Raw genomic sequence first — 25,424 nt, forward strand, 5'->3', positions numbered from 1 at the left:
GCCAAAATCATCTATTTATGGAAGGGATAAAACCGGGTTCTATTTGGAATGATTAACAAATTCGGAAATCAGATCTTTTATCTCCGGAACGCCTTCTCTGGAATCTGATGAATACGGTAAAATCGGAATCTCAATATTCATCTCTTTAAGGATACGCCGTACCCTTGCTTTCGACTGGTTCACTTTATTCCGGGAGATTTTATCCGACTTTGAAAGTACCACTGAAAACGGCTTTTCATTCATCGCCATCCAGTAGAAAAAATCTTCATCAAGCTGGCTGGGTTCATGCCGTACATCCACAACGTGCAGAATCAGACTCAACGACTCACGATCCAACAGATAATTGCGGATGCTTTTACCCCATCGCTCCCGTTCTTTCTTGGGAACTTTGGCATAACCATAGCCCGGCAGATCAACCATAAAAAACTCATTACCAATTTTATAGTAATTCATCTGCTGTGTTTTCCCCGGCACATTTGATGTCCGTGCTATATTCTTCTTATTCAGAAGGGCGTTAATCAGCGAAGATTTCCCTACGTTAGACCGGCCCGCAAAACATACTTCAGGTAAGCTCGCCGGTGGACATTCTTCAAGTTTTGTGGCACTGGTAATAAATTTGGGCTGGGCGTTAAACATCAAACCAACTCGTTTTCTTCTTTCTCAACGCCAAAATTGACCGGCACCGGGTAATTACCTGTAAAACAAGCCGTGCAGTAATCATGGCCGGAAGGATTTGCCTCTTTAACGGCGTCAACAAGTCCGTCTGCTGATAAATACCGGAGGCTGTCCACCCCAATTTCTTTGGCCATTTTCTCGATATCCCGGTCAAATTTATTAGCTATTAACTCATTGGGAGTTGGAAAGTCCATTCCGTAGTAACAAGGACTGATAATCGGCGGTGAACTCACCAAGAAATGAATTTCAGCCGGATTACATTCTCTGATCATATCAACCAGGTAACGGGAGGTTGTTCCCCGCACAATCGAGTCATCAACGATAATAACAACCCGCCCCTCAATCACTCCCCGAACGGGGTTGAACTTGGTTCGCACTTTCTGTTCGCGGGATTTCTGCCCCGGTGAGATAAAAGTCCGGCCCACATAATGGTTTCGAATCAGTCCGATATCATACTTACAATCGTTGCCTAATTTATTGCTTTCGCTGGCATACCCAAGCGCGGCGGTGTTACTTGAATCGGGTACCGATATAACAACCGGTTTCTTACCCGTTGTGTTATTCTTCACGATATCAGTTAGTGGATGCTCTTTGGCCAATTGTTTACCAAGATTACGTCGGATTTTATCAACCATCTCACCGAAAATCTTGCTGTCGGGGCGAGAGAAGTACACATACTCAAAAATGCACTGACTGGTACCTGTTCCCTCTTGTGGAGGTATAAAATAGGACTTCGGCTCGTTGTTTTCGTCGGCATCCTTGTCAATCACAATCACTTCGCCGGGCTGCACATCCCGAATGTATTCGGCATTGTTAATATCAAAAGCGCAGGTTTCGCTGGACACGCAGTATGCACCATCCACTTTACCCAAGGCAAGAGGCCGGAATCCGTTGGGATCTCTGACGGCGATCAGTTTGTCATCCGTAAGAATAACCAGACAGTAGGCACCCTCAATTTGTTCGAGTGCGTCCATAATCTGATCCATCTGGTCTTCCTTATCACTGTGCGAAATAAGATGCAGAATTAATTCGGTATCAGAGGTGCTTTGAAAAAGGACGCCTTCTTTGCGGAACCGCTCCCGGATTTGTTTGGCATTTGAAAGATTCCCGTTGTGCCCAATGGCCAGGTTTCCGTTCCGGTAGTGTACCCGAAAAGGCTGGATATTGGCCGGGTTTTTGGAAGAGCCTGAAGTAGAATAACGGTTATGGCCTATAGCATTTTTGCCCCTCAGTATTTTCTTAAACACTTTGGATTTGCTGAACACATTCAAGACCAAGCCAAAGTCTTTATAAGCGGGCATAGAGTACCGGCCTTTGTCGTCATCAAAATAAGAGGTAACTATTCCGGCCGATTCCTGTCCCCGGTGCTGTAAAGCGTGCAAACCGTAGTAGGTATGAAGGGCTGCATCGGGGTGATTATAGATACCGTAGATTCCGCAATATTCGCGAGGCTTGTCGCTCATATTCAAAGCTCCAGATAATAAGTGATTAAGTAAGTGTTAAAGATAAGAAATGATTCGGGGTTTCGGGAATTAGAACTCACAGAAGTTATCTACAGATTGTTCACATCAGTAGCTTGTATGAATCTTTCTATTAGTTTGATGAAGCTTTGGGCAATTCAATGTAAAAGATGGACCCTTCACCCTCGGTGCTTTCAAACCAGATTTTTCCGTTCATACGCTCTACAAATTCTTTAGAAAGGCTCAACCCAAAACCGGTCCCCTTTTCTTTATTGGTGCCTTCTCTTGTCCATGCTTTCTTTGAAAATACTTTACCAGCTTCCTCCTCCGGTATTCCTATGCCGGTATCTCTGATAATAATCTTCACATTATGGGAATTAGGCTCAGCCTTAATCTCTATTTCATCACCTTTGCCCGTAAATTTGATGCTATTGGAGACTACATTCCTAACAACCAGTTGCAGGGCATTCTGATCAGCCAATACGTGCTCGTCTTCCGGAATATGGTGATGTACCTCTACCCCCTTTTTGTTCGCTATAAAAGTATGGCTCGAGACAATCTCATCCACAACATTATGGATATTGATAGCACTGATTTCCATTTTCACACCCGATAACTGATCTTTGGCCCATGCAAGCAGATCTTCCATTACATGCACATTTTTTTGAATGGACATCTCAAGTTCCGGAATCAGCTGAGTGAGTTCCTCTTTTGAAATCACATTGTCTTTAAGAAGGTGGAGGATTCCCTGCATGGAAGTCATAGGCGTACGCAGGTCATGAGCTATGATGGCAAATAATTTATCTTTTGCTTTGTTAGCCTCTATAAGCTCCTCTTTTTGCGATTCCAGCACGCTGTTTATTTCTTCACGTTCGCGGGCACTTTTTCGCATCATTAACAACAGAACCACAATCAAAGCTATCACCAGCGAACCCACTACAATAAATACATATTGCACCTGTAATCGCCTCTCCTGCTGTGCCTGTTTATCCTGCAATAACCGGTTCACCTCATTTTGACGATCCAGCTCAAGTTGATTCTCGAGTTCTGCGAGTGCTTGTTCTTTCTCGATACTCGTCAGGCTATCCGACAATTCTTTGTACAATTCTAAGTACTGAAGGGCATCCTCAAAGCGGTTGGCCTCCCGGTTGGTTTCGTAGAGTTTTTGCCGAATGTCCTGCATAAAAGGAGTGGCACCTAACCTTTCAGCAATATCTCTGGCATTTTCAAAGTATTGAATGCCTTCTTCATAGCGCTCCATTTCTCTGTACAAGTTACCAAGGCCGAAATTATTATAGTATTCGCCCTGTATGATACCCAGCTGCTGAGAATAAGCAAGTGACTCACGAAACTGAGCTTCTGCTTTCTCATAATTGCCCAACTTCCCATTCAGTCTTCCAAGATTATATAGCACGATTACCGGGGGAGAATCCGGGCGGATTTGATTATTCAGCTCCAGAGCCTCGTTATACAAATCTAATGCTTCCTGAAGCCTCTCCTGCCCGTTTCGGGTATTTGCAAGATTCAGGGTAGTTCGGTAAAGCTCAGGCTTGAGGTTTTTCTGCTCAGAAAGGGACTTCGCTTTTTCAAGATAGAACGCCGCTCTCTCGTAATTTTCTTCCTGGTTGTAAGCGTTACCGATGTTGTTGAGCGTTGTTGCCCAGAACGAAGTGTCACGGGTCATTTCAGCAAAGCGAACCGCATCCAGGTAGTACTCAAACGCCAGGGTAGTCTGCCCCAAATCGAGGTAAGCATTTGCCATATTTTGGCGAATGCCGGCATTGGTTCTGTCAATTTGAGCACTGTCTAACCGGGATACATACTTAAGGGCTTCTGCATAAGTTTCGATGGCTTTCGCATCTTCCCCTTTATATGAATAAGCCACCGCAAGCAGGTTGTAGAAATTCACTCTAAGCTTGCTGACAGGATACTTTTCAATGGCTTCACTTAAAACAACGATAGCCGAATCTTGTCTTCGTTCGGTAATCAGGATATCTGCGTACCGAAGGCGCGACAGAGCTTTTCCTTTTTGAAACTGCAATTCATCCGAAAGGCTGTCTGCACGCCGGGTTTTTCTGCGGGCTTCTGATAAATTACCTTGTTCAACATCCGACTCTGCCTCAGCAAGCCAGCGGAGCACACGGGTGCTGTCACTTTCACTCCTGATGTTCGCATCTTGAATAGCGTAAACAGGCTGAAGCGCTGCAATTATGAAGAAAAAAGTGAATAATAGATAAACTTTTGAAGGCATAATCATTATAAAAATGGGCACTGATAATAGTAAAAACTATTGCCTTATGTGTTTATCGGCTCTTTCTGTTGCTATAATAAATGAAAAAATTTGTGATATAAAAAAACCCGCCTTAAAGCGGGTTTTATATCGGAACTTCTTACTATCTACCAGTTAGTTTTCAAGCGTGGCATCTAATTCTATGGTTACTCCACTCAACGCTTTGGATACGGGACATCCTTTTTTGGCTGCCTCAGCAATTTCCTGAAATTTATCGTTATCGATATTGGGCACATTACCCTTGGATGTCAACTTAATGGTGGTAATAGCGCCGGCACCAGGATTAATCGTTACTTCTGCATTTGTCTGTACAGAATTTGGTGTGAAACCGGCTTTATCCAGCTCATTTGACAGTGCCATCGAAAAGCATCCGGCATGAGCGGCCCCGATTAATTCTTCCGGGTTAGAACCTGATTTATCTTCAAAACGGGTAGCGAAACTGTAAGCACCTTCATAGGAGCCACTCCCTACTTTCATTGTACCGTTTCCGGATTTCAAATTTCCATTCCAAACTGCTTCTGCTCTTTTTGTTGGCATAATAATTGAATTAGTTTTGATTGTAAGTCAATAATCTGAACAGCTTAAAAATGGATTACATTCCACACATTCGACAAACCATAAAATGTGGTTATGTAATTAATTAAGAAAGCTGGGTTTCCTTATCACCAAGTCTGAACTAAGCATTTTCAGACTGATCAGGCAAACCGAAATGAGAATGGCAAAGCACTGTTCACCTGATGCAACCTTTTGAGCGTCCGCAGGTCCTGGAAGCGTTGTAGAGGTGTGGTTGGTTAGAACCGTGAGCGTTAGTTACCGGCGAACGCTCCAAGGTCCTTCGGACGCTTGGAGGTTCTTCTCTTTTACGTTTCTCTGTTTCTTGATATACCTATCTCTGATTACACTTTAAACAATTTTCGCCTGATGCATTTTCTCTCCGTAAAACAAAAAAAGGCAGCTAAGTTTCCTTAACTGCCTTTTTGAGCGGGAAACGAGATTCGAACTCGCGACCTTCTCGTTGGCAACGAGATGCTCTACCACTGAGCTATTCCCGCTTATATCAATAAATTTTTCTCTTCTCAGAGAGCACCAAATATAAGAGTGTTAGGAACTACAATTCAACCTTTTTTTAAAATCAATGCTGAATTTTTTCGAATATCTTCGATTCAACGGTGATGTGTGTTACCTAAATAGAGATTTGCTTCACGGAATGCAATAAACGTCCCAGGAATTTCTTCCCATACACTCTCTCCACATGCTGCATATCCGCTATGATAACCAATAACTCTTTGCTGCGGGAAAAGGCTACGTTCAGCAAACGGGGCACACTGAGCCCGTTTTTGGCTTCGTCAAACGGCCGAACGGAATAATGCCGCATGCTCCCATTCTGCCATTCACCGCTCATCACCGTATCAAATATTATGACTGACTTTTCCCTCCCCTGAAAGGTGTGAATAGTGCCCACTTCAATGTCTTTAAATCCGGATTCCCAAAGGTGATTCCGAACTTTATATACGCTGTTTCTGAATGGAACTATAATCCCGATGTTCTCCGGGGCATAATTTCGGGTAAGGCGCTTCAGGCTTTCTTCAATCAGTTTATGGTGAACTTCATTGATTGGCTTGAAGCCTCGTTCTCCAGTTTCCTGTTCCAGATATGGATTGTACTTTGCGGTATCTACCAACGCCACCGAACCGGTTGTATCCGGCAAGGATTTCATCTCTTCTTCGGTTGTATCCGACTTCAGCCGGCCCTCGTAAAAAACAGAACTTATCACCCCGGCCAGGTCATCTTTCAGCCGGTATTGAACATCAAAAAAGCAGGTGAATTCAGGGTTCTCATCGTGCCAATTAAACAACGCTTCCGTGGTATCTGATTTTGATACATAGGTGAAAATGTCCTGCTCCAAAAACTCACGGGCTTCCCGGTCGTTGGTAATCGCGATGGGTGGAAGCTGCATCGGGTCGCCGGCAATAATCAGGTGATTCTTGCTTTTAGCAGCCATCAACAACAGATACGGAATCCCTGCCATCGAGCCTTCATCAACAACAACGGCATCGTAGCTGATTCCGTAAAACAACTCGGAGGTACAAACCTTGGCCATCGTGGTTGCCACCAGCTGCTTCTTTTTCAGCTCATAACGTTCATTCAGATTCATAAGCCGGTCAATTTTGTCTTCCAGCTCTTCTACTCCCCCGTGTTCATCTATCTTGTTACCTGCAAGCTGACATTCTAAATCCAGTTTTTCCGGAACCTCTTCCCCGTTGCGCATCATGTCGTCAATCTTTTCCTGCAGCGACTCATACTTACTGAGCGTATTACTCAACTGAACGGCATCGGCTTTTCGGCTGTCCAGTTTTGTTTTTACCTGATGCTCAAACAAGATGTCTTCCAGCCGGGGATCATCCAGTGCGGCTTCCCCGAAACGAGTCGTATTCTGCAGGCTGAACCCCGGATCAATTTCATAGAGAGCGTCAATCACGCTTAACAACCCTACATCCACTGCCCGGTTAGTGTTAGAGACGAAAAGCACCCGTTTCCCCTCCTTCAATAAATTGGCTATGATGAAGCCCAATGTAGCTGTTTTCCCTGTTCCGGGTGGGCCCCACACATACAGAATATTGTTCTTGAGCGATTTTTCTATAGCTTCTTTTTGAGAAGGGTTGCGAAGGTCATCAAATACCGGCTCCGGGCTTTCCGTGCTTTCTTTGAAATTCTTTTCCGGCTTCAGGAGCGCTTTAAGCTGAGGGATTTCTTTTGATTTTTCCTGCAGGGTAAACAGGTGCTCCTGCATTTTTTTGAGCACATAATCATTCTCCCACTCCAGATATACCTCATCAACTTTTGGGCCTTTATTTTCGGGGAACTCAAGTCGTACTTTTTTGTCTTTAAATTCTACGGGGTGGACCTTGAATTCTTTGCCATCCATTTTGGCCCGGATTTCCTCGGCGAACTTAAGCCCCTGGTTTTGAGACTCAAACGTATAGATATACTCTCCTGAAATCTTTTCGAGTTCGCCGTTCATCAGCACGTCGGTAGATGGGGTTTCCCGAACAGCTTCAATTTCTTTAGCAATGGCTTCCAGAGCCTGTGTAATAACTTTTTTTATCAATGTAATGATGAATGATGAATGTTAAATGCTAAATGTTGAATTAGTACCACATGTAATTCAACATTTAGCATTCCTAATTTAAAATTTCCTACTGATCCCAGAGTTCGGCCCGAATCATTTCGGAGCTTTTTTCTGACAGCAAATATTCGAGCCGTAACCGGTTTCGCTCCGGCACTTTCTGTTCCACCAGCCGGGCGCTTTCAGGGGTGTATAAGATAAGGTCTGATTCGCGAACAAAAAGCGGTAAAGATTTTCCATAAATGGTTCCTGCAACAAACGAGCCTTCAAAATGAATCGACCGTTTCAGTTCATCAATAATCTTGGGTATGGTTTCCTCGCTGCCCGTCACCAAGCCGATCGTTGCAATTGCCGCACGGTCAACCATTGAGAGTAAAATATCAGGGTCATAATCATACACAATGGGAATAATGAGCAGGCTTTCCCTGAGACTTCTGAAATTACTCATTAGGTGAATGGGCACAAATAGAGCATCGTATTTTGCCGCACTTTCATATTCATCTACATCAATAACCTGGCTTTTTACGCCTACCTGTTTTTTGATTGCATCCGAAAGCATTTTACCCAGCTCATGGTTCTCACCCACACTTGCACAGGTTTGAATGCGATCGGGCCATTCCATAAAACCCAGCTGTTCCTGGAAAAGTAATTCTATCTCTGATTCATCCAGTCCATAGCCCACCAGCTCTTCTACCAGAGCCTGAATCTTTTCTCCCCCAACTTCCAGCCGTGCAGATTTGTCCAGCAGGGTTGTTTGATTTTTTACGGTGAATCCGCGTCCCTGCTCTCCCAGAATCAAACCTTCTTCTTCAAGTATGTGATAGGCCTTTCTTACGGTATGAAAACTGGCTTCCAGCTGTTGCCCAAGCTCCCGGGTTGAAGGCAGCATTTCCCCCACCTGAAACTGCTTGGTGGCAATCATCAACCGGATACGATCGGCGATATGTTTGGCAGAGGTTTTCAAATTGCAGAATTACACCATGGGGTACGTTCAGGCATAATCCTCCATAATCTCTAAATACGCCTTCACGGTTTTTTCCAATCCCCAATAAACGGATTTACTGATCAGTGCATGGCCAATGCTTACATCATGCAAATGCGGTACCGTTTCCAGCAAATCAGGGAGGTTGTCAAGGTTCAAGCCATGTCCGGCGTTTACTTTCATGCCTAACTCGTTTATCAGCTTGGCTCCTTTTCTCAATCTTGTAAGTTCGTGCCTGCGTTTTTGAGGATCGGCATTAGCGAACGTTCCGGTATGTAATTCAATAGCATCGGCTCCAAGTTCTGCTGCCAATTCAATATCCTCGGGATTGGGATCCAGAAAAAGGCTGATTTCAATATTCGTTTCTTTCAGCTTTGGGAATACCCGGTTTTTGTAATCATCGATTACCGATTTCATTTTCAATCCGCCTTCGGTAGTCAGCTCTTCCCTTCCTTCCGGCACAAGGGTACATAAATGAGGTGCAATATCAGTGCAGATATCAATCATTTCATCTGAGGCAGCCATTTCAAAATCCAGGGTACCGCGAACTGATTCTTTCAACCGGTAAACATCTTCATCCCGAATATGGCGCCGGTCTCCCCGTAAATGAAATACGATGCCCGAAGCGCCTGCTTTTTCACAAACCTCTGCTGCTTCAATAGGGTCGGGGTATCCTTCACCCCGCGCATTCCGAAGAGTAGCTACATGATCAATATTGACTAATAGATTCATTGTGTTGTAATTGGTTTTCTGAAAATCAGAATTCGATATTTAAAAGTAAGCATATCCCATTATATTTACAGACGAGAATAAAAATCATCCGGCTATGACAAAGGGTACACTTATTGGTTTGGCTTTATTTCTGTTTGCGGGTTGTGGAACGGTAGAACGAGGCACTATTCCCTGGGAAGAGAACTCACCCGGAAATCCACCGGCTTCCACTCCTTCTGACGCTGACGAAAATGATACAAGATCCGGTAAAGAGTCCGGCACCTTTGTTGAATATTCCATGCCACCCTCCGTTCAGGAGAAGCAGGAATTTTTAGAGCTCGCCTACAACGACTGGAAAGGAACCCCATATCTGTTGGGAGGATCAGGCTATGATGGGATCGATTGCTCCGCTTTCATGCAGGTGGTGTTTGAAGATTATTTTGGGATGCAGATACCCCGAACCACCCGCGAGCAATTGCAGTCCGGCAAAGAAGTAAAAAAATCACAGGTTCTAACGGGGGATTTGGTCTTTTTCAAAACCGGGCGGACAACCTATCACGTAGGAGTAATGATTAACCGGGATAAATTTCTGCATGCATCAACAACGAATGGGGTGAAGATTTCCGGGTTGGATCACCCCTACTGGATGGAAACGTATTTAACTACGAAAAGGGTTTTTTAAAAGTCTCCCCTTAAAAATTGTTCTCCTAAACATTGTACCTTTTCTGATTGAACCCACGCCGACGTAATAAATTAACTTTCGTTTACATCATATCAGCTGCGCTGTCCCCATTAAATTATTATTATGATTTTTAGACCTGATTTCACATTTTAAATCAGATAAAATTATAAAGTCATTGCCCTCATAAGGTTACAGATCAAGCATGTTAGGAAGGAAAAAGTTTGAACTCTTTTTTGAGCAATATTTCGATGATATTGTTTCCTTCTTGTCTTATTACACATCGTGCCCAAGGGAGTTGGAAGACTGGACCCAGGAAGTTTTTCTTAAAATCTGGGAGGCCCGGGATAATATCGACCCCGACCACCCGTCCGTAAAGGGATACATCATAAAAACGGCACGAAACCACGCCCTTAAGCAGCTGCGAAATCAGAAGAAATACGACAGCTGGCTTCAGAATCACATTCTTGATTTGACCAAAACCCATCCGCCCAAAGAGCCCGTAATCAATCCTCCCAATTTTGATGACGCCTACCAAACCGCACTCTCCAAAATACCTGAACGTGCTCAACAAGCTTATTTACTTAGCCGAGAAGAAGGGCTGAACTATAAGGAGATTGCCAAGACAATGAATATTTCTCCTAAAACAGTGGAAGGGCAGATCAGCCATGCCCTCAAAATCCTCCGGGAAGAACTGAAAGACTTTCGGTACCTGTAAAAATATCCCTCCCACAACGCGCTCAGAAGGTCCTTTTATTAGAATATGAATTTTAAGTAAGGGTAGGCCCTGATTTTTGGATATTAGTAATAAAGGCAACAATTAAATCCTATGAGAAAAGCGCCGGAAGATCAGTTATTAGTGAATTACCTTTTGGGGATATGTACTCCAAAAGAGCTTGATTTCGTTGAGCAATGGTTGGCTCAATCTCCCGGTAATGCTGAGGTTTTAGAGCAGGTTTTAGAAAAATTAAATAAAGCCAGCCATACTCCGATTAGTAAAGAGCGATCCAAGAAACGATTATTTCGGCAAGTTGAGTCAGATTTAATAGCTGCCCGTTTTTTTTCCAAAGCAGCCCCTACTAAAGTAAAAGAACAGCAGGAGACTACTTCTTCCGGCTTTCAAAAAACATCTTTGGTTGTTAAGAGTCTTGCGCTGGTTGCTGTGGTATCCATCGCCCTCGTTTTTACATTCCAGATAAGTAAGTCCTCCAATCCCTCCGAAGCATCTCACATTACAGAATTACATGAACGGCAGCTCTCTTATGGGCAAACCTCCACTTTCCGGTTTAATGACGGTTCGGTAATTACATTGAATGGCGGTAGCACCCTCCGCTACCCTGAACAGTTTAGCCCGCAAACAAGAGAGGTTTACCTGGAAGGAGAAGCTTTTTTTGATATCGCCCCGGACCAAAACCGCCCTTTCATCGTGCATGTGGGAAATACCACAACTCGGGTTTTAGGCACGTCTTTTAACATTAAGGCCTACAGTAACGATGAGAAAATTCAAGTCACAGTAATTGAAGGTAAGGTGGGGGTTTCCGGCAAGCCAAATGAAAATGGAGGTAGTGCACCCGAACAACCCATTATTCTTGGGGAAAACCAGTGGGCCACCTATCACCAAAGCGGAGAATTTTTTGAACAAGGTGAAGGAAATATCTGGGAACAGATTGCCTGGAAAGACCAAGTTTTGATTTTTAATGATAAGCCTTTCTCTGAAGTAGCTAAAATGCTGGAGAGGTGGTACGGAGTAGATATAATTTTACAAGGCGAACAGCTTCAGGATGCTAAGCTCAAAGGAGAGCATAAGAATATGAGCCTTGAACGAGTGTTACAGTCTATACAATTTATTTTGGGAATAGAATACACCATTGAAGAGCAGGTTGTGACGATACAAGCTGCCGAGTAGGATTTATACAAAAAAAGGCCCGAATTAATCACTCATGTTCGCGCATCGGATTAAAACGGACCTCTAATTTTAACAGGCATCTTATGCCCATTAACATTGGTAATCTATGAAAATAATAACCTTCAGAACAATCCTTTATATGTCTTTCTGTACTATTTGGGGATTTATATTCAGTTTCATAACCGCAACAGCATTGATGGCCGGAACAACTTCGGCTCAAAGTGTTAGTGAAGTAGATGTAACCGTTGAATTTGAGCAGGCAACAATTCAGGAAGTTTTTAAAGAAATAGAGCGACAAACGGCTTTTAAATTTCTTTATGAAACGACTGTAATTGAGTCGAGCAATAAACGCATTACCATTCCTAAAATGACGGCAACGGTAGAAGAAGTTCTAATGACCGTAACCGGACAAACAGGATTGCGGTTTCGGCAAACCGATAACACCCTGGCCGTACAGTTGCCTGAACAGGAACGGTCAGCCAACCAAAGCCCCATACCGGAAACCATCTCGGGTACGGTAACCGATGCAGAAACCAATGAACCTTTGCCGGGTGTAAACATCCAGGTTAAGGGAACAACCATTGGTACTTCTACCGGCCCCAATGGGGATTATGAGCTCGATGCCCCTTCCCTGCAAGACACCCTTCTTTTTTCATTTGTAGGATATGAAACGCAGGAAGTACCCATTAATGGAAATACACAAATCGATGTGGCACTGGTGGTGGTTCCTTTAAGCCAGGATCTATTAGTAACTGCACTTGGCATTAATCGCTCCGAACGTTCTATAGGTTATGCCACCCAGCAGGTGAATGGAGAAGACCTGACCTACTCCAACGAGAATAACGTTATCGGATCTCTTGCAGGTAAAATAGCGGGGGTGCAGGTAACGGGATCATCCGGAGCCAGCCTTGGCGGAACGCAGTCTATTAAAATACGCGGGGTGAATTCTATTAATGGTGAAGGCCAACCCCTTATCGTTATTGACGGCACGCCCATTTCGAACGCAAATTTTGCGGGAAGTGCCGGTGAAGATTATGGGAACATTGCCCAGGATATCAACCCGGACGACATACAGTCTGTGAACGTGTTAAAAGGGCCAGCTGCCTCTTCCTTGTATGGAATCAGAGGGCAGTATGGAGTAATCATGATTACTACTAACAAGGGAAATGAAGCCGGAGGAATTGAGGTTCAGATCAACTCCAACCTTTCTTTCCAGCAAGCCGGCAACTTTATGCGTTACCAGAACAAGTATGGTGGCGGCTCGTCCCAAACATGGAGAACATTGCCTAATGGTGACAAGTATGTTCAGGTTAATGTGGATGAGAGCTGGGGACCAAAAATGGACGGAACTCTGGTCCGTGAATATTTCAGTTTCTATCCACAGGATCCGCAATACGGACAGCTTACCCCTTTTGATGCTCACCCCAATAACATTCAAAACTTTTTTGAAACCGGTTATACCGCCGACAATGGCGTTACCATTTCCGGTGGAGAAGAGCGCACAAATTTCAGGCTCAGCTTCAATGATACCAAGATCACCGGTGTCTATCCCAACACGTATTTAAACAGAAATAACCTGGGGTTAAGCGCCAATATTGAGGCCAGCGACAAATGGGATTTTTCTGCTAATATCAATTACGCTGCCAACGAAGCCCGCCGCCCTCCACAGGGCTCTCAGTTTGGGTCTCGGTACTTCCGGCAGTGGTTTCAACGAAACCTTGATATGGGAAGACTGAAAGATTACAGATATCCCGATGGAACGGTTATGCACTGGAATATGAGATCTCCAAGTTCTTCGACCGGAGAAATCACCAATAAATCCCCTTTATACTGGGCCAATCCATACTTCGAGGCTTATGAAAATACAAGCACCGATAGCCGCGACCGGGTATTTGGCAATGTAGGCGCTCACTTTGAAGCCCTGCCTAACCTCGTTGTGAGTGCTAACATCCGGGGAGATATTTATATCCAGAATATTGAAGGAAAAACCGACTTTGGTGGCACTTCTACCCCCGGATATTCAGTTGGTAAGTATGAGAACAAGGAGATGAATTACGAGTTATCAGCTCAGTATCAAAAAAGCTGGGCAAATGTATCCCTGGATGCCACCCTTGGAACCAACTTATACGATCGTAATTACTCTTACATCTCCCAATCAACAGTGGGTGGACTTACATCACCGGGTTATTTCAACATCAACGCTTCTGTTGATCGCCCGAATGTGTTTAATTACCTGGAGCAAAAGAAAATTGTAAGTGCCTACGGCCTGGTTTCGCTCGGCTTCTCAGATACCTATTTCCTTGATTTAAGTCTGAGATCCGACAAATCTTCAACCCTTCCTAAAGACAACAACTCATACCTGTACCCTTCCGTCTCAGGTAGTTTTGTGTTTAGCGAGTTATTAGACCTGGAGGCACTTTCATTTGGTAAGCTCCGTGCCAGCTTTGCACAAGCCGGTTCCGATTTAAGTCCTTATTTAACTACCCCCGTTTACAATGTGGGCAGTGTTTATGATGGACAGAATACCTTGGATGTACCGTCAAACATCAATAATCCGGACATAAAACCGTCGTTCTCTACATCTTACGAGGCAGGTTTTGATATCCGGTTCTTTGATCGTGTAGGAATGAACTTTACCTATTACCTGCAACAGAACAAGAATCAGATTATCCCGCTCAATATCTCGGGAACCACCGGGTACGGATCAGCTATTATCAACGCCGGGCTTATCGAGAATAAAGGGATTGAAGTCAGCTTAAACGGTACTCCCATTCAGCAAAGAGACTTTGTTTGGAATTCCACCTTTAACCTGAGCCGTAACACCAATGAAGTTGTGAAGTTACACCCCGACATCGATTTATATAATCATGGTTCTACGGTGTACTCTTCAACAGCCAGTTACCTGAATTCCTATGAAGGCAAAACCTACGGAAGCCTGGTTGGGCGTGCCTATCAGCGTGATTCTGAAACGGGAATGATTCTTCTTGATGATGATAACCTCCCACTCTGGACAGATGCTACCCACAATTTTGGGTCTGTACTGCCTGATTTTACCGGTGGGTTTCAGAATTTATTCTTCTACAAAAACTTTAGTCTGTCCACTATGATCAGTTTCCAGGTAGGCGGACAATTTTTCAGCCGTTCAGAAATGCTTGCAACCCGAACGGGTTTACACAGCCAGACTGCGGCTAAAAACGATAAAGGAAACAACGTGCGTGATCCCGTCAGTGAAGGTGGCGGCGTGAAAGTACAAGGTATCTCTGCTTCAACAGGACAGGAAGTTACAGCCTACGTAGATGCCCACGACTACTTCGACCTTATTGGTGATGAAGTATATGAGGACTGGGTAATTGACGCTTCCTACATCAAGCTAAGCGAGGTTAAACTCGGCTATACATTTGGGGATAAGGTTATGTCCAGAATCCCTGTGAAATCGATTAATGTAGCCGTGTTTGCTAATAACCCGCTTATGATTTGGCAAAAAGCACCTCAGGGTCTCGATCCTTCAGAGTTGTCATCAGGCAGCCAGGACATTACCTGGTACGAATCCGGACAGTTAAATACCGTCCGTTCTTATGGCTTGAATGTAAAACTAACCTTTTAAATCAGAGAACCATGAAAAAATTATTCATACCTATTACACTGATTGTATTTGCGATTTTCAGCAGCTGCGATCTCGTCGAATTCAACAACATAAATAATAATCCCAACCAGCCCAGTGATGCTGCAGCACCTCAGCTTATAGCAAACGCAATGCTCTCGCTGCCGGGTTTGAGTTCATCACCCAACGCACAATACATGGCCCAGTATTTGGCCGAAACCCAATATGTAGATGCTTCTTTATACCCTGAAGGCGGAACCAGCTTTTACGGATGGTACCAGGGGCCACTGGTTAATCTTAAAACCGCAGAAGAAGTAGCTACCACCGAAAACCAAAAAGCCGTTGCCAGAATCCTGAAAGCTTATATTTTCTGGAACGTAACCGACCGCTGGGGAGATATTCCCTATTCTGAGGCCTTGCAGGGTACCGAAGAATTCACCCCCGTTTATGACACTCAGGAATCCATCTATGAAGATCTGTTTGCTGAACTTAAAGCAGCAGCCGATCAAATTGATCAATCCGGAAGCCTGAGCAATGACATCATTTACGAAGGTGATATGGGGAAATGGGTGAAATTCAGCAATTCCCTGCGCTTGCTGATGGCTCTGCGGCTATCAGAGGTTAACGCATCATTAGCAGAAACCGAATTTAATGATGCGTTGAATGACGGTGTTTTTACCTCCAATGAAGACAACTTTCTGTTTCAGCATTTAGCTGATGCGAATAATCAAAACTACTGGTATGGACAAATCGTAGATCCTCCGATCCGGGAGTGGTGGGCTTTGACCGTTAGCCTGGTAGATTTAATGGATCCTTATAATGACCCCCGCCTGCCTGTTTACGGCAACGAAGTGAGAAATGGAGGCGGATATGCAGGTCTTCAGTTTGGAGAAGAAGATAGCATTGGAACCGAAGACTTTTCCCTGTTAGGCTCTGACATTTATGCTCAGGATGCACCCGTTTATTTAGTAACCTATGCGGAAGTTCTATTTGCACGCGCAGAAGCTGCAGCCCTAAACTGGACTACCGAAGACCCCGCAACCAACTATAACGATGCCATCGAAAGCTCAATCGCCCAATGGACCGGAGATGCCAGCCAGGCTACAGCCTATTTGGCTCAACCGGATATTACCTTCGATCCCGGCAACGCCGTTGAACAAATTTCAACCCAGCGGTACATTCATTTGTTTATGCATGGATATCAGGCCTGGGCTGAATGGCGGCGAACCGGTTACCCGGACAACCTGGTGCAACCTAATGGTAATGCCGTCCCCCTAAGGCAGAGTTACACTTCTGACGAAGCCCTCAACAATACTCAAAATTATGAAGAGGCTATCCAGCGTCAGTTTGGTGGACAGAATTCTATCTATGGCAGGCTATGGTGGGATCAAGATTAATGCAAAATTCGTCAATAAAATCTATGAAATACTTAGTACATCCATTAAAACTGGCTTTGGTTTTAATTCTGTTGTTGGGAGCTTGTAGCGGGCCCCGGCAACAGACCCTCCGGGGATTAATAGACCAGGTGGAAAATTCTTTTGTTCCTGATTCAAGAGTGGATCAATTTAACGTGCAGGTTTCAGGGGGAAGTCCCTTTCTCCTGACCGGAGAAACGACAAATGCTGAAGCTAAGCAAGCACTGCTCGATTCCCTTGCAAAAGCTAACATCTCCTATATAGACAGCATTAAAGTATTGCCTTCTGCTGAATTGGGGGATAAAATTTATGGCATAGTCAATAATTCTGTGTCTAATATAAGATCCGAACCAAGACATTCAGCTCAGCTTGCTACGCAGACTTTACTGGGAATGCCCCTTCAGGTTCTGAAAAAAGATGGCGGATGGTATTACGTTCGTACACCGGAGGATTATTTATCCTGGATTGACAGTGGCGGTATGCACCGAGTGAACAAGTCTGAATATCTTGAATGGAAATCAGCTGAAAAGCTCATTTACCTGGATACCTATGGATTTGCTTACTCCTCTCCATCAAAAAATTCGGAAAAAGTAAGTGACCTGGCTGCCGGAAACATTCTGAAGCTGGAAAGTTCAAATGGAAGTTATTATCGAATTTCATATCCCGATGGACGTGAGGGCTTTATCCCTAAAAGTGAAGCTACTCCATTCTCAGACTGGACTGAAGATCTGGAAGCTACCCGGGAGTCGTTAGTTCAAACTGCCAAAAGTATGATGGGCATCCCGTATCTGTGGGGAGGAACCTCCACTAAAGGTGTGGATTGTAGTGGTTTTACTAAAACTATATACCTCATGAATGGCATGATTATTCCACGAGACGCCTCTCAACAGGTGCATGCAGGCGTAAAAGTAGACGATGAGAAAAACTGGGACCAACTGCAGCCGGGCGACTTATTGTTTTTTGGAAGTCCTGCTACCGAAGACAGAAGCCGCAGAGTGGTACATGTTGGGATGTGGATTGGCGACAATCAGTTTATACATTCCTCAAGGCAGGTGCGAATCAGCAGTGTGGATTCTACCGCCTCCAACTATGATGCCTATAACACCGGCCGATACCTCGAATCCCGCCGATATCTTGGAAATATGGAAGGGAACATCATCCGAACCCAAGCCATGTATGATGAAATAAACCTGCCGTAGTTAGCGGGAAGTAAATATATGCTTCATCATCCGCTTGTAGTCATCGGTTAGTTCAACATCGCGGCGTTTCATCATGGCCTGCATCACTTCGATTGCCTTTTCAAACCGATAAATAGCAGGCCCCCTTGGACCAAGCCAGGTAAACGAGTCGATTACTTTTGGGGAAAGTTCATCTATAAACACATTTGAACTTACCCCACAAATGGTCCCTGTATTTAGCATAGTATTAATGGCTGTTTTGGAATGATCGGCCATCACCGTTCCAAGAAACTGCCGGCCCGTTTGGATAAGATCCTTCGTAATCCAGTCGGTTACATCGATGTTTTTATAGTCGTTCTTAAGATTTGAAGTGATGGTATTAGCTCCGAGGTTCACCCATTGCCCGAATATGGAATTCCCGGCAAATCCATCATGAGCCTTGTTTGAGTAGGAATGAAAAATACACCCGGCAACTTCTCCTCCCACTTTGCAGACCGGACCAATTGTGGTTCCATCATAAATTCGCGCTGCCATTTTTACCGTTGCTCCTTCACCAACTACAACGGGTCCTCTGAGAATACTGCCGGCTTCTATAGTAGCGCCATCACAAATGACTACCGGCCCTTTTTCAGCGATAAAAATACACCCCGGTTCTATATGGACATCTTTTCCTATAAATGTATTTTTGGGATGATAAACGGATTCAGGAATCTCTTCTTTCTGTTCTGAAATTGACTTCAACCCCAAAAGCTGAATGTCTTTTTCAATTTCATAAGAATTTAGTGAGAGTAAATCCCACAAATGATCGAGGTGAATAACTTCCTTTACCTCAATTGTATCCAAGCCAGCGTCGTTAAAGCTGTTTTCACTAAACATTTTCGCAGAGGACTTAGCATTCACCTTAGCCGCAACCGTAACTCCTTTGAACACCAGTTTTTGTCCTTCTTGAAGAGCCTTCAACGCACCGAGGAAACTTTGGGAGGGCAACATTCTTGAGTTGAGCCATAGTACCTCCTCATTCCCTTCTACCTTTCCTTTTTCAAAAACGCCATTCAAATAATCCGGCAATAACCGACTAAACTCGCTGTTTTCGAGCGACTTAATCCATTTCTCCCGAATTGTAAGTACCCCCACCCTCAGATCATCCATTGGCCGTGTTAAGGTGAGTGGCTGGAACCTTTTAACCTGATCATCATTAAAAAAACAAATCCCCATATGTATAAGCAGTGTTTATTAGTATGAAATTATAATCGTCATTCTTTAAACTTCGCATTATATTTAAGGATTAAATAAGCCAAAAAAAATTTTTTAATAGTTAGACTGTATGTGTGGAATTGTAGGGTACATTGGCGATCAACAAGCCAGCAAAATTATTATCGATGGGCTCAAGAGACTTGAATACAGGGGATATGACTCAGCCGGATTAGCCGTCATAAACGGAGAGCTAAAGATCAAAAAAGGGAAAGGGAAAGTTGCTTCTCTTGAGAAAATGATCACCCCATCAGAGAATGGAACCGTAGGAATTGGTCATACCCGGTGGGCTACTCATGGCGAACCTAATGATATCAATTCTCACCCACATACCGGCCAAAATGGCAAGCTGGCTCTTGTTCATAACGGCATTATCGAGAATTATAACACCCTGAAAAAGAAATTAAGCGATCAGGGATACACCTTTTATTCGGAAACTGATACCGAAGTACTTACCAAGCTGATCGAAAGCTTTCTCGAAAAAGATGCTTCAGATCTGAAGAAGGCCGTTCAATTAGCACTACATCAGGTGAATGGTACGTATGGAATCGCACTTGTCCATTCAGATTTCCCGGATCAAATCGTGGTAGCACGTAAAGGTTCGCCACTCTTACTTGGTGTTGGGGAAGGTGAAATGTTAATCGCTTCCGATGCATCCGCCGTAGCTGCTTATACCGATAAAGTTATTTACCTGGATGACGGCGAAATCGCAGTCATCAGAAAAGACGATTACACAGTAGAATCTGCCGACCAGATAGAGCTATCCAAGGAAATTCACGAACTTGCTTTAAGCCTTGAAGAAATTGAGAAAGGCGGGTATGACCATTTCATGCTCAAGGAAATTTTTGAGCAACCCAAAGCTCTTTCCGATTGCCTGAGAGGTAGAATCAATGCTGAAGAAGGCACAGTCACCCTCGGCGGCATCGAAGGAATTATGGATCAGCTGGTAAACGCCAGAAGAATTATTATTGCGGCTTGTGGTACCAGCTGGCATTCGGGATTAGTGGGCGAATATTTGTTCGAATATCTGGCCAAAGTTCCGGTAGAAGTAGAATACGCTTCAGAATTTCGATACAAAGAACAGCTTATTGGAGAAGGCGATGTGATGATCGTGATTTCTCAAAGTGGTGAAACTGCCGATACCCTTGCCGCACTGCGGGAGGCAAAATCACGAGGGGCATTGGTTCTGGGTGTGGTTAATGTTGTTGGATCTACCATAGCCAGGGAAACCGATGCCGGCGTGTATATTCATGCAGGACCTGAGATTGGGGTTGCATCCACCAAGGCATTTACTGCACAGGTAACAGTTCTCACTATGATGGCAATTAAACTGGGACTGTATAAAAAGACCATTGACAATAAAGAAGCTAAAAAACTGATTGGCGAGTTAGCACAGATCCCCGCCAAAATAGAAGAGATTTTAGAATCTACCGATGAAATCAAGGAAATTTCGAATCTGTTTTCCTATGCTCCCAATTTCTTGTATTTAGGTCGTTCTTACAGCTTTCCCGTTGCCCTTGAAGGTGCGTTAAAGCTCAAGGAGATCTCATACATTCACGCTGAAGGATACCCGGCTGCCGAAATGAAGCACGGCCCCATTGCGCTGATTGATGAAATGATGCCGGTGGTGGTAATCGCTGCAACCCAACACACCAACGACAAAATGATCAGCAATATTGAGGAAGTGAGAGCGCGAAAGGGAAGAATAATTGCTATCACAAATCCCGGAAATGAAGAAGTAGAAGATCTTGCCGAGTTTAAATCCATTGTTCCTGAAACCATGGATGTGCTTTCTCCATTATTGACGGTGATCCCTCTTCAGTTGCTTTCTTATTACATCGCTGTTAATCGTGGGTGTAATGTAGATCAGCCCAGAAATCTGGCCAAAAGTGTAACTGTTGAATAAAGCACTGGTGTTGTGGATAACTCAATCGTTGAATTATCCACATACCAAAAATCACATAATTTGCAGCCTGAAATAAATATTTCTTAAAATTTTTTATTTAAGCAGCTGTGGATAACTTGACTTTTATCGTATAATTGCTTTCAATCCATTTCCTCTTTGGTTAGTAATTATTCTAAAATGAGAAACTGGAAGGCTTTTATATTTAAAATCGTGGTGCTTGTGCTGGTGGGCATTGTAATATTTACAGGCTGATTCACCTTTACATTTATTCTCCTCTTCACTTTACAGGGCATGGATATTCTGTGTTTCCAGGAACCTCTTCCAGAAAAATAATACCCATATTTGAATACTTTATTTATAAAAAGTTACCTACATTTGTTTCATAAAGTTTAAAGGACTACTGGTTTATGGGGAAAATTGATCTGAGTTATTTGGAGAATATTACCGGGGGCGACAACGAGGTTATGGTTGAAATGATAGACCTCATGTTATCAGAAACTCCCAAGCATATTGATAAGATTAAGCAGGCACACCAAGAAGAACACTGGAAAGAATTGGGGGCTGAATCTCACAAATTGAAACCTATGTTTTTGTATGTAGGTCTTACCGCCTTAAACGAAATAGCCCAGGATTTAGAAAAGTTTGGTAAAGAGACAATCAATCTTAAATCAATTCCGGGTTTAATAGATCAACTTGAGCAAGGATATCTGGAAGTTGTAGATGATCTTAAAAATAAAAAGCAAGAGCTAAGCTAATACCATCTGTAGGTGGTCGATATCATCTACCACATAGACTTCTCCCTCTGCCTTAAAACCAAAGCCATTATAGTATTTTTCTAAAGCTGCCTGAGCTTCAATCCGAATCGGTTTTTTGTCGCATAGCTCAATTCCCTTTTTGATAAGCCTTTCGCCTAAACCGGTACCTCTGAACTCCGGGTCAACGACGATCCGACCCATATTAGCTTCATTTTCATACTTTACTCCATAGGGAAAAATCCGCAGGTAAGCCGCCAGCTTTTCTTCATCGTAGATCAACAGGTGTTCTGCTTTGGCATCAGCTCCATCAATATCCTCATAGAAACATTGCTGCTCTATGATAAATACGTTTTGCCTTAGCCTGAAAATATCCTGCAGCTGAACGGAGCTGAGTTCTTCAAATGATTTATGTATCGTTTCCATCCAATCAATTTTTAGTTTAATGTAACCATTTTGCGGTCGGGTTCGTACAGAAAGGCCACTTTTAACAAAATTCCACCATTATGATTTGGGCCTGGTTATTAAACAGTATTTCCATCTACGCCACTGCAAGCTTACTTAAAGGAGTCGAAATTAAGAATTTCTGGAGTGCTGTTTTTGTTGCCGCTCTTCTCGCGATTATAAACGTATTTGTGAAGCCGATTCTATTAATTTTGAGCTTACCAATCACCATTCTCACATTCGGCCTTTTTGTATGGGTTATTAACGCCGGCCTCATCATGCTGGTGGATGCCATGGTAGACGGATTCAAAGTTAAAAGCTTTGGCTGGGCACTTGCTTTCGGGCTGGTGATGTCTATGATTAGCTGGGCTTTGTTTAAGTTATTTGGATAGACCATAGCCTACCAACAACCTGAAATAAAAAAGGCTGCCTTCCCGGCAGCCTTTTCTTGTGTACTGTATTTAAACGTTCATCAAATATTGTCGCACACAGCCTGAGTGAATGTCGAAGTAGTACCTTCACCTCCAATATCCGGCGTGCAATACACCTTCTTCTCTACCAGTGTTTTATAAACTGCTTTTCGAATGTTTTCAGCAATCTGCTTTTGATCAATATGCTCCAGCATCATTAATGAAGAAAACAAAAGCGCCATCGGGTTGGCCACGTTCTTCCCAACAATATCGGGAGCGGAACCGTGAACAGCTTCAAACATCGCAGCATCATCACCGATATTAGCAGCTCCGGTAACTCCAAGTCCACCAACCAAGCCTGATGCCAGGTCAGACAGAATATCTCCAAACAGATTGGTGGTAACTACCACATCAAACTGCTGGGGACGAAGCACCATTTGCATGGCCATGTTATCAACAATCAGGTCCTGAAACTCGATGTCTTTATATTCTTTAGCAATCTTTCTGCCAACCTCCAGGAATAAACCGGTAGTCAGCTTTAGAATGTTAGCTTTGTGAACCAGCGTCACTTTCTTTCGCTCATTCTTAACGGCATACTCAAAAGCAGCACGGATAATTTTCTCGCTGGCTTCCTCTGTTACAACTGCAATAGCTTCTGCGTGTTTCTTATTATCCGCCTCTTCTATCCATTCTTCCTTTCCGATATATAAACCCTGAGTGTTCTCCCGGAAGAGTACCATATCCACTCCCCGGAATGGGCTGTCGATACTTGGCAGTGTACGAGCCGGCCGGATGTTGCTATACAAATTAAATTTTTGCCGAAGTGCCACATTCACCGACCTGAATCCTGATCCAACGGGCGTAGTCAGGGGTCCTTTCAGTGATATCCGATGCTCATCCAGAGCTTCAATGGTTTCTTCAGGAAGGGGATTTCCGGTTTCTTCGTAGGCTTTCAGTCCTGCCGAGCATTCAATCCAATTGATCTCAGCTCCTGCTTCTTCCAGAATAGTAGTTACGGAATTAGTGATCTCCGCCCCGATTCCATCACCGGGGATTAACACAACATTTTTCATTTATTGATCGGTCTTTATCTTGAAATTTTTCGAACCGTAAATATACCGATATATACTCCCAAATGTGAGTGCTGCTTATTTTTTGGAATGAAAGACGTTCGCTTCAGCTTTTACTAATTAAAAGGATATGAAGAGATCCCTTATTTGGTTTAGAAATGATCTTCGTTTACACGATAACGAAGCGTTGGCTAAAGCCTCACAAGCCGAGGAAATTTTACCCGTATATATTTTCGATCCCCGACATTTTGAGACGACCTCCTTTGGGTTTCCAAAAACCGGTGCACATCGGGCAAGATTTTTACTGGAGTCGCTGGAGAACCTCAAATCGAATCTCCAAAAACATTCCCTTGATTTAATTTTCAGAATGGGTAAGCCTGAAGAGATTTTACCTCGGCTAATGGAAGAGCATAGCATCGATCTTGCTTTTACCCACAAAGAAATTACCCGAGAGGAAATTAATGTTGAGGAAGGCATCAAAAATAAAATTGGCGATAAACTGAGTTTTGTTTGGGGAAGCACACTGTTTCACATCAATGATATCCCGTTCTCAAAAAATGAAATCCCGGAGGTATTCACACAATTCCGGAAGAGAACGGAAAAGCAATCGGAAGTAAGAAAAGAACTCAAATTTCGCAGTGACGTAAAGCAGGTTCGGGATGTTAACTCAGCCCCATTACCTTCGCTAAAGGATTTAGGGCTTGAAGCTATCCCCCGAGATGACCGGGGCGTAATTGATTTCAAAGGCGGCGAGGATGAGGCCTTGCAACGACTGCAGGAATATTTCTGGGAAAAAGACCAGTTGAAGAACTATAAATACACCCGAAACGGCCTTTTAGGAGCTGATTATTCCTCAAAGTTCTCCCCCTGGCTTGCTAACGGATGCCTTTCACCCCGCAGAATTTATTGGCAGGTAAAGAAATATGAGGACGAACGTACAAACAATGTTTCCACCTACTGGATGATATTTGAACTGATCTGGAGAGATTACTTTCGGTTTTCGGTCTGGAAACACGGCGATAAACTGTTTTGGCAATCCGGCATCCAATCCAAAGAAAGAACATGGAGGACCGATCGTAAAGATTTTAAAAAATGGGCTGAAGGTAACACCGGAATTCCTTTTATTGATGCTAACATGCGTGAATTGAACGCTACCGGCTACATGAGTAACCGTGGCCGGCAGAATGTAGCGAGTTTCCTTGCCCAGAATCTGAATATAGATTGGAGAATGGGAGCCGAGTATTTCGAATCGCTGTTATTGGATTACGATCCGTGCAGCAATTATGGAAATTGGGCTTACAACTCAACGGTAGGTCACGACCCGAGGAACCGGTATTTCAACATTATCAATCAGGCTGAGAAATACGATAAAAAGGGTGAGTACGTACGGCACTGGATACCGGAGCTTGAAAAAGTCCCTAAAGAATTTATCCATGAACCGCATAAAATGAATCCCGAACAACAAACGTTACATTCCGTAGAGATTGGAGATTCATATCCAAAGCCGATGATAAACCTTGAGGAAAGTTATGAAGAAATCAAAGCAAGAGAATAGAAGTCGTATTCT

General features: G+C 43.7%; 20 protein-coding genes and 1 tRNA gene. 10 read left to right on the forward strand and 11 right to left on the reverse strand.

Annotation, left to right across the window (positions count from 1 at the left end; translation table 11 throughout):
* Nucleotides 1-39: 39 nt before the first annotated feature.
* The 8 genes from yihA to NM125_RS12465 form a co-directional block, all read right to left on the reverse strand.
* The gene (yihA, locus tag NM125_RS12430) at nucleotides 40-636 is read right to left on the reverse strand and encodes a ribosome biogenesis GTP-binding protein YihA/YsxC (protein ID WP_255135266.1); all 597 of its coding nucleotides are present in this window, start codon (nucleotides 634-636) and stop codon (nucleotides 40-42) included.
* The gene (purF, locus tag NM125_RS12435; RefSeq protein ID WP_255135267.1) at nucleotides 636-2,138 is read right to left on the reverse strand and encodes an amidophosphoribosyltransferase; all 1,503 of its coding nucleotides are present in this window, start codon (nucleotides 2,136-2,138) and stop codon (nucleotides 636-638) included. Before purF ends, yihA begins: the two co-directional genes overlap by 1 nt.
* Nucleotides 2,139-2,268: 130 nt before the next feature.
* Nucleotides 2,269-4,386: a tetratricopeptide repeat protein gene (locus NM125_RS12440; protein ID WP_255135268.1), complete on the reverse strand. Its 2,118-nt coding sequence runs from the start codon at nucleotides 4,384-4,386 to the stop codon at nucleotides 2,269-2,271.
* 153 nt (nucleotides 4,387-4,539) lie between these two features.
* A complete protein-coding gene (locus NM125_RS12445; protein ID WP_255135269.1) occupies nucleotides 4,540-4,962 on the reverse strand; it encodes an OsmC family protein in 423 nt (140 codons plus the stop codon).
* A gap of 443 nt (nucleotides 4,963-5,405) precedes the next feature.
* Nucleotides 5,406-5,477: transfer RNA gene (locus NM125_RS12450), tRNA-Gly, on the reverse strand.
* A 131-nt stretch (nucleotides 5,478-5,608) separates the two neighbouring features.
* Nucleotides 5,609-7,534, reverse strand: coding sequence for an AAA domain-containing protein (locus NM125_RS12455; protein ID WP_255135270.1), 1,926 nt, complete (start codon nucleotides 7,532-7,534; stop codon nucleotides 5,609-5,611).
* A gap of 88 nt (nucleotides 7,535-7,622) precedes the next feature.
* A complete protein-coding gene (locus tag NM125_RS12460; RefSeq protein WP_255135271.1) occupies nucleotides 7,623-8,516 on the reverse strand; it encodes a GntR family transcriptional regulator in 894 nt (297 codons plus the stop codon).
* 27 nt (nucleotides 8,517-8,543) lie between these two features.
* Nucleotides 8,544-9,266 carry a pyridoxine 5'-phosphate synthase gene (locus tag NM125_RS12465; protein WP_255135272.1) on the reverse strand — a complete coding sequence of 241 codons (723 nt, stop codon included), beginning with the start codon at nucleotides 9,264-9,266 and terminating at the stop codon, nucleotides 8,544-8,546.
* A 94-nt stretch (nucleotides 9,267-9,360) separates the two neighbouring features.
* Here NM125_RS12465 and NM125_RS12470 point away from each other — a divergent pair, with 94 nt between their 5' ends.
* The 6 genes from NM125_RS12470 (at nucleotide 9,361) to NM125_RS12495 (ending at nucleotide 18,045) form a co-directional block, all read left to right on the forward strand.
* Nucleotides 9,361-9,927: an NlpC/P60 family protein gene (locus NM125_RS12470; RefSeq protein ID WP_255135273.1), complete on the forward strand. Its 567-nt coding sequence runs from the start codon at nucleotides 9,361-9,363 to the stop codon at nucleotides 9,925-9,927.
* A 202-nt stretch (nucleotides 9,928-10,129) separates the two neighbouring features.
* The gene (locus NM125_RS12475; RefSeq protein ID WP_255135274.1) at nucleotides 10,130-10,642 is read left to right on the forward strand and encodes an RNA polymerase sigma factor; all 513 of its coding nucleotides are present in this window, start codon (nucleotides 10,130-10,132) and stop codon (nucleotides 10,640-10,642) included.
* A gap of 111 nt (nucleotides 10,643-10,753) precedes the next feature.
* Nucleotides 10,754-11,830, forward strand: a complete 1,077-nt coding sequence (locus NM125_RS12480) for a FecR family protein (protein ID WP_255135275.1) — start codon at nucleotides 10,754-10,756, stop codon at nucleotides 11,828-11,830.
* Between the two features lie 139 nt (nucleotides 11,831-11,969).
* On the forward strand, nucleotides 11,970-15,434 hold the full coding sequence (locus NM125_RS12485; RefSeq protein WP_255135276.1) for a SusC/RagA family TonB-linked outer membrane protein: 3,465 nt from the start codon (nucleotides 11,970-11,972) through the stop codon (nucleotides 15,432-15,434).
* 11 nt (nucleotides 15,435-15,445) lie between these two features.
* Nucleotides 15,446-16,828 (forward strand): SusD/RagB family nutrient-binding outer membrane lipoprotein, encoded by a 1,383-nt coding sequence (locus NM125_RS12490; protein ID WP_255135277.1) that lies wholly within the window; start codon nucleotides 15,446-15,448, stop codon nucleotides 16,826-16,828.
* Between the two features lie 23 nt (nucleotides 16,829-16,851).
* Nucleotides 16,852-18,045 carry a C40 family peptidase gene (locus NM125_RS12495; protein ID WP_255135278.1) on the forward strand — a complete coding sequence of 398 codons (1,194 nt, stop codon included), beginning with the start codon at nucleotides 16,852-16,854 and terminating at the stop codon, nucleotides 18,043-18,045.
* Here NM125_RS12495 and NM125_RS12500 read toward each other — a convergent pair whose 3' ends face one another.
* Nucleotides 18,046-19,239 (reverse strand): putative sugar nucleotidyl transferase, encoded by a 1,194-nt coding sequence (locus NM125_RS12500; RefSeq protein ID WP_255135279.1) that lies wholly within the window; start codon nucleotides 19,237-19,239, stop codon nucleotides 18,046-18,048. It abuts the gene before it with no gap.
* A gap of 109 nt (nucleotides 19,240-19,348) precedes the next feature.
* Here NM125_RS12500 and glmS point away from each other — a divergent pair, with 109 nt between their 5' ends.
* Together glmS and NM125_RS12510 are read left to right on the forward strand one after the other, a co-directional pair.
* Nucleotides 19,349-21,181, forward strand: coding sequence for a glutamine--fructose-6-phosphate transaminase (isomerizing) (gene glmS, locus NM125_RS12505; protein ID WP_255135280.1), 1,833 nt, complete (start codon nucleotides 19,349-19,351; stop codon nucleotides 21,179-21,181).
* Nucleotides 21,182-21,588: 407 nt separating this feature from the next.
* A complete protein-coding gene (locus NM125_RS12510) occupies nucleotides 21,589-21,936 on the forward strand; it encodes an Hpt domain-containing protein (protein WP_255135281.1) in 348 nt (115 codons plus the stop codon).
* Here NM125_RS12510 and NM125_RS12515 read toward each other — a convergent pair.
* Nucleotides 21,928-22,359, reverse strand: a complete 432-nt coding sequence (locus tag NM125_RS12515) for a GNAT family N-acetyltransferase (RefSeq protein WP_255135282.1) — start codon at nucleotides 22,357-22,359, stop codon at nucleotides 21,928-21,930. The two genes, NM125_RS12510 and NM125_RS12515, sit on opposite strands and share 9 nt — an antisense overlap.
* Nucleotides 22,360-22,439: 80 nt before the next feature.
* On the opposite strand from NM125_RS12515, the gene NM125_RS12520 reads away from it, so the two are divergent.
* Nucleotides 22,440-22,769: a phage holin family protein gene (locus NM125_RS12520; RefSeq protein WP_255135283.1), complete on the forward strand. Its 330-nt coding sequence runs from the start codon at nucleotides 22,440-22,442 to the stop codon at nucleotides 22,767-22,769.
* Nucleotides 22,770-22,849: 80 nt separating this feature from the next.
* Here NM125_RS12520 and NM125_RS12525 read toward each other — a convergent pair whose 3' ends face one another.
* Complete coding sequence (locus NM125_RS12525; RefSeq protein ID WP_255135284.1) at nucleotides 22,850-23,860, reverse strand: isocitrate/isopropylmalate dehydrogenase family protein; 1,011 nt, start codon at nucleotides 23,858-23,860, stop codon at nucleotides 22,850-22,852.
* Between the two features lie 127 nt (nucleotides 23,861-23,987).
* Between NM125_RS12525 and NM125_RS12530 the strand changes: the two genes are divergently transcribed.
* The gene (locus NM125_RS12530) at nucleotides 23,988-25,412 is read left to right on the forward strand and encodes a DASH family cryptochrome (RefSeq protein WP_255135285.1); all 1,425 of its coding nucleotides are present in this window, start codon (nucleotides 23,988-23,990) and stop codon (nucleotides 25,410-25,412) included.
* Nucleotides 25,413-25,424: the final 12 nt, after the last annotated feature.

This window comes from Gracilimonas sediminicola (genome assembly GCF_024320785.1).
In the GTDB taxonomy this organism is placed as follows: Bacteria; Bacteroidota; Rhodothermia; order Balneolales; family Balneolaceae; genus Gracilimonas; species Gracilimonas sediminicola.

Excerpts from the sequence above, each read along its gene's own strand:
- NM125_RS12515 (WP_255135282.1), bottom strand. The coding sequence starts at position 22,359 with ATGGAAACGATACATAAATCATTTGAAGAACTCAGCTCCGTTCAGCTG.
- glmS (WP_255135280.1), top strand. The coding sequence starts at position 19,349 with ATGTGTGGAATTGTAGGGTACATTGGCGATCAACAAGCCAGCAAAATT.
- purF (WP_255135267.1), bottom strand. The coding sequence starts at position 2,138 with ATGAGCGACAAGCCTCGCGAATATTGCGGAATCTACGGTATCTATAAT.
- NM125_RS12440 (WP_255135268.1), bottom strand. The coding sequence starts at position 4,386 with ATGCCTTCAAAAGTTTATCTATTATTCACTTTTTTCTTCATAATTGCA.
- yihA (WP_255135266.1), bottom strand. The coding sequence starts at position 636 with ATGTTTAACGCCCAGCCCAAATTTATTACCAGTGCCACAAAACTTGAA.
- NM125_RS12530 (WP_255135285.1), top strand. The coding sequence starts at position 23,988 with ATGAAGAGATCCCTTATTTGGTTTAGAAATGATCTTCGTTTACACGAT.
- NM125_RS12525 (WP_255135284.1), bottom strand. The coding sequence starts at position 23,860 with ATGAAAAATGTTGTGTTAATCCCCGGTGATGGAATCGGGGCGGAGATC.
- NM125_RS12500 (WP_255135279.1), bottom strand. The coding sequence starts at position 19,239 with ATGGGGATTTGTTTTTTTAATGATGATCAGGTTAAAAGGTTCCAGCCA.
- NM125_RS12495 (WP_255135278.1), top strand. The coding sequence starts at position 16,852 with ATGAAATACTTAGTACATCCATTAAAACTGGCTTTGGTTTTAATTCTG.
- NM125_RS12470 (WP_255135273.1), top strand. The coding sequence starts at position 9,361 with ATGACAAAGGGTACACTTATTGGTTTGGCTTTATTTCTGTTTGCGGGT.
- NM125_RS12485 (WP_255135276.1), top strand. The coding sequence starts at position 11,970 with ATGTCTTTCTGTACTATTTGGGGATTTATATTCAGTTTCATAACCGCA.
- NM125_RS12480 (WP_255135275.1), top strand. The coding sequence starts at position 10,754 with ATGAGAAAAGCGCCGGAAGATCAGTTATTAGTGAATTACCTTTTGGGG.
- NM125_RS12490 (WP_255135277.1), top strand. The coding sequence starts at position 15,446 with ATGAAAAAATTATTCATACCTATTACACTGATTGTATTTGCGATTTTC.
- NM125_RS12520 (WP_255135283.1), top strand. The coding sequence starts at position 22,440 with ATGATTTGGGCCTGGTTATTAAACAGTATTTCCATCTACGCCACTGCA.
- NM125_RS12445 (WP_255135269.1), bottom strand. The coding sequence starts at position 4,962 with ATGCCAACAAAAAGAGCAGAAGCAGTTTGGAATGGAAATTTGAAATCC.
- NM125_RS12475 (WP_255135274.1), top strand. The coding sequence starts at position 10,130 with ATGTTAGGAAGGAAAAAGTTTGAACTCTTTTTTGAGCAATATTTCGAT.
- NM125_RS12510 (WP_255135281.1), top strand. The coding sequence starts at position 21,589 with ATGGGGAAAATTGATCTGAGTTATTTGGAGAATATTACCGGGGGCGAC.
- NM125_RS12465 (WP_255135272.1), bottom strand. The coding sequence starts at position 9,266 with ATGAATCTATTAGTCAATATTGATCATGTAGCTACTCTTCGGAATGCG.